The following is an 11,169-nucleotide window of genomic DNA, read 5'->3' on the forward strand; positions in this document are numbered from 1 at the left end:
GGCGCCGTCCCGGCTCCCCGGCCGGCCGCGGCCCCCGGGCCCCGGGGTTGGGGCGCTCCGCCACCGGGTAGTCACCAGTACGTGCACCAGCGGGTCCGCCCGCGCCCCGCCCCCTCCGGGGCGCGGCGCGGGCGGACCCTCTCGCTCTCCGGGGGGACCGACATGGGCGTCAAACGCGGTATCAGCGGGCTGCGGCAGATCCTGGACCGGGTGGAGTTCCCGGCGGACAAGGACCGGATCGTCGCCCGCGCCCTGGACGAGGGCGGCGACGAGGAGATCCTGAGCGCCCTGCGCGCGATGCCGTCCGCCGACTTCTACGAGGCCGGGGAGGTCCTGCGGGCGGTCCCGCTGCCCGAGACCGAGCGCGCCCGGACCGAGTCGGCCCGGACGCGGGAGCGCGGGGAGCGGGGACGGCGCCCCTGAGCGGTCAGGCCCGCGCGGCGGCGCGCAGCGGGGCCCCGGCCCTGTGCATGTGGGTGAGCGCCTCGACGTGCGAGCGCACGAAACCGGTCTCGTGGTACGGGATGCCGACCTCCGCGCAGTAGTCGCGCACCACCGGCTGGGCCCGGCGCAGGTTCGGGCTGGGCATGTTCGGGAACAGGTGGTGCTCGATCTGGTAGTTGAGACCCCCGAGGGCGAGGTCGGTGAACCAGCCGCCCCGCACGTTCCGCGAGGTCAGCACCTGCTTGCGGAGGAAGTCGAGCTTCTCGCCCTTCTTCAGCGTGGGCATGCCCTTGTGGTTGGGGGCGAAGATGCAGCCGAGGTAGACCCCGAACAGCCCCTGCTGGACCGCGATGAACGCGAGGGCCTGGAGGGGCTGGAGGACGGTGAACACCGCGCCGAGGTAGAGCGCGAAGTGCCCCGCGAGGAGCACGCCCTCCAGGACCCGCTGCTTGGTGCTCGGCCGGAACAGGGCGCGCACGCTGCCCACGTGCAGGTTGAGGCCCTCCAGGAGCAGGAGCGGGTAGAACAGGAACGCCTGCCGGCGGCCGAGGAAGGCGGGCACGCCCCTGGCGGCGCGGGCCTGGTCCTCGGACCACACGAAGATGTCCGGCTGGACGTCGGGGTCGAGCTCCTCGTGGTTGGGGTTGGCGTGGTGCCGGGTGTGCTTGTCCTGCCACCACCCGTAGCCGAGTCCGATGCCGAGGTTGCCCACGACCCTGCCGAACGCCTCGCTGACGCGGCGCCCGCGGAAGATCTGGAGGTGGGCCAGCTCGTGGGAGACCAGTCCGACCTGTCCGAAGACGGCGGCCATGGCGACGGCGGTGAGCATCTGCCACCAGGAGTCGCCGAGGAGGAAGAAGGCCGCCCACACGCCGGCGAAGGACAGTCCGATCAGGGAGAGCCGGACGGCGAAGTACACCGGCGTCCGCTCCATCAGCCCGGCTTCCTGGACACGGCGGGACAACTGGGCGAAGTCACTGCCCCGACGTCGGCCTAGGGTCGTCGCCTCGGCGTCGAGCATGCTCTCTCCCCTGCAAAGGTGAACGAATCACTCATGTGTTCCGCATAACACTAGGCGCAGCGGACGTCTCGGACCATGGCACGGCCACGCTGACTTTTCGGGGTGCGTGCACCCCTGCGTCCTGCGGCGGAAGTGCTTACCATCCTCCGCGCCGCGGTGCCCCCACCGGGTGTCCGCCCCGCCGGGGCCGGTGGATGATGGGTCCATGCGCACTCCCCCCGCCGAGGTCGCCGTCACCGCCGGTCTCGTCGCCGGCCTGCTCCGGGACCAGCACCCGGACCTGGCCGGCCTGGCCCTGACCCCCTGCTCCCACGGCTGGGACAACGTGGTTCTCCGCCTGGGGGACGACCTGGCCGTGCGGCTCCCGCGGCGCGGGAGCGCTGCGGCCCTGGCCGCCAACGAGCAGCGCTGGCTCGGCACGGTCGCCGCGCGCGTCGGCTTCCCCGTCCCCGCGCCCGTCCGGCTGGGGCGGCCCGGTCGCGGGTACCCGTGGCCCTGGTCGGTCGTCCCGTGGTTCGAGGGCCGCGTCGCCGCCTCCCTGCCCCCCGCCGAACGGGGGCGCCTCGCCGGGCCGCTGGCCGCCTTCACGGCCCGGATGCACGTCCCGGCCCCCGCGGACGCACCGGCCAACCCGGTCCGCGGCGTCCCCCTGGCCTCCCGCGACGCGCGGGTCCGCGAACGGCTGACAGGAGGACGGGTCCCCCGCGCGGACGAGCTCCTGCGCCTGTGGGAGCGGCTCTCCTCGACCCCGGCCCGGGAGGGCCCGCCCGTGTGGATCCACGGCGACCTGCACCCCGCCAACGTCCTCGCGCCCGCCGACGGCGCTCCGGGCCTGGCCGCGGTCCTGGACTTCGGCGACCTGGCCTCCGGCGACCCCGCCACGGACCTGGCCGCGGCGTGGATGATGTTCGACGCCCCCGGGCGCGCGGAGTTCCGCGCCGAGCGCGAGCGCCTCTCCCCCGTGGACCCCGCCACCTGGGACCGCGCCCGCGCCTGGGCGGTCTCCTTCGGCTCGCTCCTGGCCGATCCCACGAACGAGGATCCGCTCCTGGCCGCGGTGGGCGCGCACACCGTCGACCAGGTCCTGGGCCCCGACCGCCCCTGACCGCCCGTCGGAACAGCGGTCCGGCTCAGTCGTAGACGCCGGAGCGGTGCCCCACGTGGACCACCCAGACGATCAGTTCGCCCCTCTCCACCGTGCAGACCACGCGGTAGTCGCCCACGCGGAGGCGACGGACGTCGGGATCCCCGACCAGGGCGGTGCTGCCGAATCCCAGCGGGTCGGTCTCCAGTTCGGTGAGCTTGCGGAACACGCTCATCGCGACGTTGCGGGGCAGTTTCCGGAGTTCGGCCCGCGCCTCGGGTCGGAAGACGGTCCGATAGTTCACTCGGGCCTCTCCAGGATCTCCGCCATCACCTGTTCCATGGGGATGCCGGGGGCGGGGTTGGCCATGCGCTCGTCGACCATGCGCATGATCTCCTGCTCCTCCAACTGCTGGTAGCGGCGGAACATGTCGATGGGGACGACCGCGGCCACCTCGCGCCCCCGTCTGGTGATCACGGTGGGCGAGTCCTCCCTGTCCGCGCGGTCGACGACGTCGGCGATGTGGTCGCGCACCTGGCGGATGGACTCCACCTGCATCTCACTCATGGAACCAAGGGTACACATGGCACCCTTGGCACACATGCCTCTCCGGAGAGTGAGCGCTCGGATGGCCGCGGTGGGCGCGCACACCGTCGACCAGGTCCTGGGCCCCGACCGCCCCTGACCGCCCGTCGGCGGGCATACCGGTCGAAGGCGCACAATGGTTCCGACCAGTGCGGATCGACCCCCGGAGTGGAACGTGAGCAAGACCGGCCTGACCGTCAAAGCGCTGATGGAGGCACTCGACGGGGCCGTCCACGGGCTCGTCGCCGCTCCCCGGGGGCTCGGCGCGCTCGTGCGGACGGTCGTCGTGGCGGGCGAGGGCGTCCCCGTGCCCGCCGCGTCCCTGGTCGTCGTCCCCGCCGGCGGGTCCGCCCCCGCCGCGCGGGCCGGCCTCCGGGGCGCGAGCGCCGTGGCCGCACTCGGGGACGACGCCGCCGGCCTCCGGGACCTCGGCCTGCCCGTTCTCTCCGTGGAGCCCTCCGTCGGCCCCGAGGAGTTCGCCGCCCTGGCCCGGTCCGTCCTGGAGGCCGATGAGACCGAGACCCGCCACGGCGACCTGTTCTCGCTCGCGCAGACGGTCGCGACGCTGACCGGGGGCCTCGTCAGCGTCGAGGACGCCGGGGGACAGGTCCTCGCCTACTCCGCGTCCGACGAGGGCGCGGACGAGCTGCGCAGGCAGACCATCCTCGGCCGGGGCTGCCCCGAGTCGTTCCTGGCGCACATGCGCGAGTGGGGCGTCAACGAGCGCATCTGGGCGGGAGAGGTCGTCGAGGTCGCCGAGCGCCCCGACCTCGGCGCAGCCCGGCGCCTCGTCGTGGGCATACGGGCCGGGGAGCGCGCGCTCGGCACCATATGGGTCCAGGTCGGCGACCGCCCGCTCGCACCCGCCAGCGTCCAGGTGCTGCACGGCGCGGCACGGCTGGCCGCGGTGCACGTCATGCGCGCCAACAGCGGGGCGCGCAGCACGGGGCGGGACACCGAGGAGCTGTCCGTGGGCCTGCTGACCGGCGCCTTCGACACCGACGCGCTCGCCCGCCACCTGGGGGCCGACCCCTCCACCCCGGTCGCGGTGGTCGCCCTCGCCCTGCGCGGCCCGGAGGCCGACCTCCCCTGGCGGCTGGACCAGGCCGCGGAGATCACCTCCGTGTACGCGGCCGCCTACCGCAGGGACGCGCTGGTCGTCCCCGCCTGCGGGCTGCTGTACGTCCTGCTCCCCGCGACCACCGGACGGAGCCCGGCCGCGTGGGCCGGCGAGCTGGTGTCGGTCCTGCGGGACAACCTGGGCACGCCGGTGCAGGCCGCCGTGGCGGGGACCGCCCCGAGGATGCGCGCGGTGCCCTCCCTGAAGAAGGTCGCCAGCCGGACCCTCGACGTGGTCGCGGACCGCCCCGACCGGCGCGTGACCGCGTTCGAGGAGGTCCGCTCCTCCGTGGTGCTGCGCGACCTGTTCGACACCCTCGCCGACATGCCCCGCCTGCGCGACGACCGGCTCGACGCGCTGGACGGGGAGCAGCGCCGCTCGCTGTCCGCGTACCTGGACGCCTTCGGCGACGTGACGGCGGCGGCCGGGAGGCTGCACGTCCACCCCAACACGCTCCGGCACCGGGTCCGGCGGATCTGCTCCCTGACCGGACTCGACCTGGACGACGCCGACCAGCGGCTCCTCGCGGCGATCACGCTCAGGGCCTGAACGCGGCGCGGCGGATCGCGGTACGGCTCCCGCGCGGTCTCCGCCCGGTCACGGGAGCCGCCCTCCGGCGCTCCCCGGGGACCGGATTGTCGGAACCGACACCGCCGACCCGCCCATGTCGTCCGTTCTGACAACGGTGGCGCACGCCACCCGGACCTAGGCTCCCGGCCATACTCGCGGACCCTCCCCTCGTCGGCCCGCGAAATCCCCGACCCTGGCAGGAGCTCTGGACATGAGCGCGGACACCACACAGGCGCGGCCGCCGAGGGCCAAGGTCCTCATCGCGAGCCTCACAGGCAGCACGATCGAGTGGTTCGACTTCTTCCTCTACGGCACCGCAGCGGCCCTGATCTTCGACAAGCTGTTCTTCCCCTCGGACGACCCGCTCGTCTCGCTGATGCTGTCGTACCTGACCTTCTCGCTGACGTTCTTCATCCGTCCGCTGGGCGGCGTGGTCTTCTCGCACATCGGCGACCGGATCGGCCGCAAGAAGACCCTGATCATCACGCTCTCCCTCATGGGCGGCGCGACGATGGGCATCGGCCTGCTGCCCACCTACGACAGCATCGGCGTCCTCGCCCCGGTCCTCCTCATCGTGCTGAGGGTCGTCCAGGGCATGGGCATCGGCGGCGAGTGGGGCGGCGCCCTGCTGCTCGCCTACGAGTACGCGCCCAAGGAGCGCCGCGGCTTCTTCGGCAGCGTCCCGCAGATGGGCATCACCCTGGGCATGCTGCTGGCCAGCCTCGCCCTCACCCTCATGTCCCTGCTGCCCGACGCCCAGTTCGAGGCGTGGGGGTGGCGGGTGCCGTTCGTCGGCAGCGTCCTGCTGGTGCTCCTGGGCCTGTGGATCCGCTCCGGCATCGACGAGACCCCGTCCTTCCGGAAGGCCAAGGAGGAGGGGAACGTCGCCAAGCTGCCCGTCGTGGAGACCTTCCGCTTCCACTGGCGCGCCGTGCTGGTCGCCGTCGGCGCCAAGGTCGTGGAGACCGCGCCGTTCTACATCTTCGGCACGTTCGTCGTCAGCTACGCCACGGGCACCCTGTCCTTCGACAACACGTCCGCGCTCAACGCCGTGACCGTCGGCGCGATCGTCGCGACGGTGTGCATCCCGCTGTCGGGCCGCCTCTCGGACACCTTCGGCCGCCAGAAGGTCTACCTGGTCGGCGCGGTCCTCCTGGCGCTGTTCGCCGTCCCGTACTTCCTCATGCTGGGCACCGGCAGCGTGGCCATGCTGGTCCTGGCCACCGTGATCGGCCTGGGCGTGTTCTGGGCGCCGGTGACCGCGACCATCGGCACCCTGAGCTCGGAGATCTTCTCCACCCGGGTCCGGTACACGGGCGTCACCCTGGGCTACCAGATCGGCGCGGCCCTCGCGGGCGGCACGGCCCCGCTGATCGCGACCTGGCTCCTGTCCCGGTTCGACGACTCGTGGGTGCCGATCGCCGTCTACCTGGTGTTCACGGCCCTGATCTCCATCGTCGCCGTGTCCCTGGCCCACCGCGCCTCCAAGGCCGAGCTGGAGCGCGCCGGCGAGTCGGCCTGATCCGGTCCCGCACCGGCGGAGGGGCGGTTCCGCGCACGGCGCGGAGCCGCCCCTCCGCCGTGTCGGGCCGGGGCGCCCGGTCGCGCCGTCAGTCCACCGACCGCAGCAGCTCCGCGACCCGCTCGGGCTGCTCGTTCATGGCGAGGTGGCCCGCGCCCTCCATGACGACCACGTCGGCGTCCAGGAAGCGCCGGGCCGGTCCGTGCAGGCGCGCCGGGGAGTAGAAGGCGTCGTCGGACCCGGTGGCCACCACGACCGGGGTGTTCTCCCAGGGGCGCAGGCACTCCAGCGGCAGCGGCCCCGGGGCCAGGCTGGTGCGGCAGTGGCGTCCGACCAGCGTCATCCACGGGGCGAAGGGGTGCGTGCCCGTCGCGGCGTAGGACGGACCGCTCATGAAGTTGAGCAGGCGGGTGCTCTTGTCGTCCCGCGGACCGATCATCCACGGCAGGGTGGCGCGCATCAGCTCGGACGTCTTCGCCGCCGAGGTCAGGCCCGCGGGCCCGACCATCACCACGGCGTGGACCAGCGGGGAGGGCTTCGCCGCCAGGGCCACGGCGGAGCCGAGCGAGTGCGTGAGCACGGTGACCGGCCGCGCGGTCAGCAGGGGCAGCACCTCGTCGAACCACGCGCCGTAGGCCGCCGCGCGGTCCGACCTCGGCCGGACCCCGACGCTGAGGCCCGGCTGGCCGGGCAGGTCGACGAGGGTGACCGGGCGGTCGCGGGCGATGATCCTCGCGGTGTCCACGGACGTCGCCGAGTTGAAGTTGGTCCCGCTGAGGACCAGCACGGGGGTCGCGTCGCCCCCCGGCGCCTGAAAGGCCCGTGTCGGGCCCAGGGCGGTGGCGAGCTCGGGCAGCGGCCGGAGGGAGGGCCAACCCGAGATCCGCTGCTCGCACCAGGCGCGGATCGCGCGGGCGCCGGCGGGGGATCGGTAGATGTGGGCGCCGTGAGGGCTGGACTCGGACATCGGACACCTGTTGTTTCCGGATAGGCGACAGCAACCGCCGACCAGTCTTCCCGGCACACCTCCGAAGCACTGTACTCGACGCGTCCCGGCGCGCCCCCAGGAACGGACACAGGCCTCTGGAGTGGACATTCGTCCCATCTTCGGCGAGCATGGGCGCGGCGCGACGGCGCCTAGGTGTGCCGGGAAGACTGGTCGGCAGTCCCCGACCCATGTCCCGGAAAGCTGCCCATGAGCCTCGACCCGAACCAGTCCATTCCAGCCGGAGGACCGCTCTCCCGCTTCGCGGACACCCTGCGCAGCGACACCGTCGGCGGTTTCCTCCTGATCGGCGCGGCTGTCCTCGCCCTCGTGTGGATCAACTCGCCCTTCGGCGGGGCCTACGAGAACCTGCGCGCGATCACCTTCGGCCCCGAGTCGCTGCACCTCGACCTGTCCCTGGAGACCTGGGCGGCCGACGGCCTGCTGGCCGTGTTCTTCTTCGTTGTCGGCAACGAGCTCAAGCAGGAGTTCGTGCACGGCGAGCTGCGCAACCCGCGGAGGGCGATGCTGCCCATCGTCGCCGCGGTCTGCGGCATGGTCGTGCCGGCCGCCGTCTACGCGGCGATCAACGCCACCTCCCCGGACACCGTCCAGGGATGGGGCATCCCGATGGCGACCGACATCGCCTTCGCGGTCGCCATCCTCGCGGTCGTCGGCCGCGGCCTCCCGCCGGCCCTGCGCACGTTCCTGCTGACCCTGGCGATCGTGGACGACCTCGGCGCGGTCATCGTCATCGCGGTGTTCTACACCTCCGGCATCAACTTCCTCGCGCTGCTCGCCGCCGCCGCGGGCCTGGTGCTGTTCTGGTACCTCCAGCGCGGCAAGGGCCTGGCCGCGAAGCTCAACGCCTCCGCGCTGCCCAACTGGATCGTCTACGTCCCCCTTGCCCTCGTCGTCTGGGGCCTGGTGCACGAGAGCGGTGTGCACGCCACGATCGCCGGTGTGGCGATGGGCCTGCTGATGCGGACCACGAAGCTGCCCGGGGAGGCGCACGACCCCAGCCACGGCGTGGAGCACGTGCTGCGCCCCTGGTCCGCCGGGCTGGCCCTGCCGATCTTCGCGTTCTTCTCCGCGGGCGTGGTGTTCGACGGCGTCGGGGAGGTCCTCACCGACACCGCCGCGATGGGCATCATCGCCGGCCTCGTCGTGGGCAAGGTCGTCGGTATCGCGGGCGGCTCCTGGCTGACCACGAAGCTCACCCGGGCCGAGCTCAACCCGAGCCTGAAGTGGATCGACATCGTCGGCATGTCCCAGCTGGCGGGCATCGGGTTCACCGTGTCCCTGCTGATCACCGAGCTGTCGTTCGCGGACTCCCCGGAGCACCTGGCGCACGCGAAGACGGGCGTGCTCCTCGCGTCCCTGGTCGCGACCGTGCTGGCCGCGATCGTCCTGGGCGCCCGGTCGCGGCACTACAGGCGGCTCCAGGGCAGCACGGCCCCCACGGAGACGGCCGGGGAGTGAGCCCGGGCGGCCGGTCCCGAGGGCACCGCCCGGGACCGGCGCCCCTCCCGCCCGCGGCACGCGGACACCGTCCAACGCCCGCGGCCCGGCGGTCGATACCAGGATCCACCGTGCCTTGACACACACGACAATTCTCGCGACACCGAAAGCTCGGTGTGCTAGATTCAGGGAAGTTGCAGTTGTGATTCCCGTTGGATTTTGCGTTGTTCGGCCGTCAGGCTGGGTCTTCTCCAGGGTTCGTTATTCGGGTGGTCATCACGGTGACGGGGAAACCGTCAGATCGCGGTTTTCCTTGCCCAGAACGAAGGAGAAAACATGGCTACCGGTACCGTCAAGTGGTTCAACGGTGACAAGGGCTTCGGCTTCATCGAGCAGGACGGCGGCGGCCCCGACGTCTTCGCCCACTACAGCAACATCCAGGCCACCGGCTTCCGCGAGCTCCAGGAAGGCCAGGCCGTGCAGTTCGACGCCACCCAGGGCCCCAAGGGTCTGCAGGCCGAGAACATCGTCCTGATCTGACGGAGCCCCGCGCTTCGGCCGTGACAGAGGCCCGCCCTCCGGGTGCAGGGCCTCTGTCCCTTTTTCATGTTTTTCTGGACCGGTTTTCTGGCCGTCGACTTCCGACAGGCACCGGCCGCACCACCCCACCCCACCGCGTGTTCTCCGCGTGGGCCGTGGAAATCGCAGAATCCTCCGGCGCACCACCGATGCTCCACGTCGAAGCCCCCAGAGGCTTCCTCGACCGGCACGCGCCGTCGACGAAAGGCTCGTATGAACCATCCGTCCCGCGTGAACGGACAACGGCGCTCCTCAGCAGGCGGCGGCAACGGCGGCGCCTTCGGACGCTCCCGGCCCCGCCGGTCCTCCGGCCGCCCCCCGGGCGGCGGCAGGGCCCCCTCCGGCCGTCCGGCCGGTGAGTTCGCCCTCCCCGTCTCCACCACCCCGGCGCTCGACCCCGTGGCCACGTTCCAGGAACTGGACATGCCCGCGCCGCTGAAGTCGACCCTGGCCCGCCAGGGCCTGACGACCCCGTCGGCCATCCAGGCCGCGACCCTGCCCAACTCCCTGGTCGGGCGCGACGTCCTGGGCCGCAGCCAGACCGGCTCCGGCAAGACGCTGGCCTTCGGGCTCGCCCTGCTGGCCCGCCTGGACGGGCGGACCGCACAGCCCCACCGCCCGCTGGCCCTGGTCCTGGCCCCCACCCGGGAACTGGCCCAGCAGGTGGCCGACTCGCTGGCGCCCTACGCGCGCTCGCTCAAGCTCAACCTGACCACCGTCGTGGGCGGGATGCCGATCTCCCGCCAGGCCCGGGCCCTGCGCCAGGGCGTGGAACTGGTCGTGGCCACCCCCGGCCGCCTGCGCGACCTGGTCGAGCGGGGCGACTGCGCCCTGGACCAGGTGGACGTCGCCGTCCTGGACGAGGCCGACCAGATGACCGACATGGGGTTCATGCCCCAGGTCACCGCGATCCTCCAGCAGGTGCCGGCCGGCGGGCAGCGGATGCTGTTCTCCGCGACGCTGGACCGCAACGTCGACACGCTGGTCCGCCGCTTCCTGAACGACCCGGTCGTCCACTCGGTGGACCCGACCGCGGGCGCGGTCACCACCATGGAGCACCACGTCCTGCACGTGTCCAACACCGACAAGCAGGCCACGGCGACGCACATCGCCGCCCGCGACGGCCAGGTGATCATGTTCCTCGACACCAAGCACGCCGTGGACAAGATGGCCAAGCACCTGCTCGCCAACGGCGTGCGTGCGGCGGCCCTGCACGGCGGCCGGTCGCAGCCGCAGCGCACCCGGACCCTCAAGCAGTTCAAGGAGGGCACGGTGACCGCGCTGATCGCGACCAACGTGGCGGCCCGGGGCATCCACATCGACGGCCTGGACCTGGTCGTCAACATCGACCCGCCGACCGACCACAAGGACTACCTGCACCGCGGCGGCCGTACCGCCCGCGCGGGCGAGTCCGGCAACGTGGTCACGCTCGTCCTGCCCAGCCAGCGCCGCGAGATGGCGCGGCTGATGAGCCGGGCGCAGATCGAGGCGACGACCGCGCAGGTCAGCTCGCAGGACCCGGAGCTGGCCCGGGTGACCGGCGCCCGCACGCCCTCGGGCGTGCCGGTGACGCTCCCGGCGGAGCCCCGCCAGGAGGCCTCCCGGTCCAACAGGCCCCCGTCGCGGGGCAGGCGGCGCCCGCGCCGCTGATCCGGCGTCCCGGCGTCCCCGGGACACCGGACCGGCTGAACGAGGAGCGGCCCCCTTCCGTGCGCGGAGGGGGGCCGCTCCCGTGTCCGGGGGCGTGCCGGGCACGCGGCCGCCGGGCGGTGGCGCGCCCGTCCCGGGTGCGGCGCCC

11 protein-coding genes are annotated in these 11,169 nt (G+C 72.9%); 7 read left to right on the forward strand and 4 right to left on the reverse strand.

Annotation, left to right across the window (positions count from 1 at the left end; all coding sequences use genetic code 11):
• Window positions 1-81: 81 nt before the first annotated feature.
• Window positions 82-423 carry a DUF2795 domain-containing protein gene (locus tag ACQPYD_RS30780; RefSeq protein WP_433698853.1) on the forward strand — a complete coding sequence of 114 codons (342 nt, stop codon included), beginning with the start codon at window positions 82-84 and terminating at the stop codon, window positions 421-423.
• Window positions 424-427: 4 nt separating this feature from the next.
• Here the strand turns inward: ACQPYD_RS30780 and ACQPYD_RS30785 are convergent, their stop codons facing one another.
• A complete protein-coding gene (locus tag ACQPYD_RS30785) occupies window positions 428-1,378 on the reverse strand; it encodes a fatty acid desaturase family protein (RefSeq protein WP_433702180.1) in 951 nt (316 codons plus the stop codon).
• 292 nt (window positions 1,379-1,670) lie between these two features.
• Between ACQPYD_RS30785 and ACQPYD_RS30790 the strand changes: the two genes are divergently transcribed.
• Window positions 1,671-2,570, forward strand: a complete 900-nt coding sequence (locus ACQPYD_RS30790; protein WP_433698854.1) for an aminoglycoside phosphotransferase family protein — start codon at window positions 1,671-1,673, stop codon at window positions 2,568-2,570.
• Window positions 2,571-2,595: 25 nt separating this feature from the next.
• Here the strand turns inward: ACQPYD_RS30790 and ACQPYD_RS30795 are convergent, their stop codons facing one another.
• Window positions 2,596-2,853 (reverse strand): type II toxin-antitoxin system RelE family toxin, encoded by a 258-nt coding sequence (locus ACQPYD_RS30795; RefSeq protein WP_433698855.1) that lies wholly within the window; start codon window positions 2,851-2,853, stop codon window positions 2,596-2,598.
• Window positions 2,850-3,116: a type II toxin-antitoxin system Phd/YefM family antitoxin gene (locus tag ACQPYD_RS30800; protein WP_330160344.1), complete on the reverse strand. Its 267-nt coding sequence runs from the start codon at window positions 3,114-3,116 to the stop codon at window positions 2,850-2,852. The genes ACQPYD_RS30795 and ACQPYD_RS30800 overlap by 4 nt, the downstream gene beginning before the upstream one ends.
• 193 nt (window positions 3,117-3,309) lie before the next feature.
• On the opposite strand from ACQPYD_RS30800, the gene ACQPYD_RS30805 reads away from it, so the two are divergent.
• The gene (locus ACQPYD_RS30805) at window positions 3,310-4,803 is read left to right on the forward strand and encodes a PucR family transcriptional regulator (RefSeq protein ID WP_433698856.1); all 1,494 of its coding nucleotides are present in this window, start codon (window positions 3,310-3,312) and stop codon (window positions 4,801-4,803) included.
• Window positions 4,804-5,035: 232 nt separating this feature from the next.
• Window positions 5,036-6,346 carry an MFS transporter gene (locus ACQPYD_RS30810; RefSeq protein ID WP_433698857.1) on the forward strand — a complete coding sequence of 437 codons (1,311 nt, stop codon included), beginning with the start codon at window positions 5,036-5,038 and terminating at the stop codon, window positions 6,344-6,346.
• Between the two features lie 88 nt (window positions 6,347-6,434).
• Here ACQPYD_RS30810 and ACQPYD_RS30815 read toward each other — a convergent pair whose 3' ends face one another.
• Window positions 6,435-7,313, reverse strand: a complete 879-nt coding sequence (locus tag ACQPYD_RS30815) for an alpha/beta fold hydrolase (RefSeq protein WP_433698859.1) — start codon at window positions 7,311-7,313, stop codon at window positions 6,435-6,437.
• Window positions 7,314-7,541: 228 nt separating this feature from the next.
• On the opposite strand from ACQPYD_RS30815, the gene nhaA reads away from it, so the two are divergent.
• From nhaA to ACQPYD_RS30830, 3 genes are all read left to right on the forward strand, one after another.
• A complete protein-coding gene (nhaA, locus tag ACQPYD_RS30820; protein WP_433698860.1) occupies window positions 7,542-8,813 on the forward strand; it encodes a Na+/H+ antiporter NhaA in 1,272 nt (423 codons plus the stop codon).
• Window positions 8,814-9,128: 315 nt separating this feature from the next.
• Window positions 9,129-9,332 (forward strand): cold-shock protein, encoded by a 204-nt coding sequence (locus ACQPYD_RS30825; protein ID WP_330160347.1) that lies wholly within the window; start codon window positions 9,129-9,131, stop codon window positions 9,330-9,332.
• A gap of 252 nt (window positions 9,333-9,584) precedes the next feature.
• Window positions 9,585-11,021, forward strand: a complete 1,437-nt coding sequence (locus ACQPYD_RS30830; protein ID WP_433698861.1) for a DEAD/DEAH box helicase — start codon at window positions 9,585-9,587, stop codon at window positions 11,019-11,021.
• Window positions 11,022-11,169: the final 148 nt, after the last annotated feature.

This window comes from Nocardiopsis sp. CA-288880, assembly GCF_050955985.1.
GTDB lineage: Bacteria > Actinomycetota > Actinomycetes > Streptosporangiales > Streptosporangiaceae > Nocardiopsis > Nocardiopsis tropica.

Bases quoted from the DNA above. Each gene is read 5' to 3' on its own strand.
- ACQPYD_RS30800 (WP_330160344.1), bottom strand. From the start codon at position 3,116: ATGAGTGAGATGCAGGTGGAGTCCATCCGCCAGGTGCGCGACCACATC.
- ACQPYD_RS30825 (WP_330160347.1), top strand. From the start codon at position 9,129: ATGGCTACCGGTACCGTCAAGTGGTTCAACGGTGACAAGGGCTTCGGC.
- ACQPYD_RS30830 (WP_433698861.1), top strand. From the start codon at position 9,585: ATGAACCATCCGTCCCGCGTGAACGGACAACGGCGCTCCTCAGCAGGC.
- ACQPYD_RS30815 (WP_433698859.1), bottom strand. From the start codon at position 7,313: ATGTCCGAGTCCAGCCCTCACGGCGCCCACATCTACCGATCCCCCGCC.
- ACQPYD_RS30790 (WP_433698854.1), top strand. From the start codon at position 1,671: ATGCGCACTCCCCCCGCCGAGGTCGCCGTCACCGCCGGTCTCGTCGCC.
- ACQPYD_RS30785 (WP_433702180.1), bottom strand. From the start codon at position 1,378: ATGGAGCGGACGCCGGTGTACTTCGCCGTCCGGCTCTCCCTGATCGGA.
- ACQPYD_RS30810 (WP_433698857.1), top strand. From the start codon at position 5,036: ATGAGCGCGGACACCACACAGGCGCGGCCGCCGAGGGCCAAGGTCCTC.
- nhaA (WP_433698860.1), top strand. From the start codon at position 7,542: ATGAGCCTCGACCCGAACCAGTCCATTCCAGCCGGAGGACCGCTCTCC.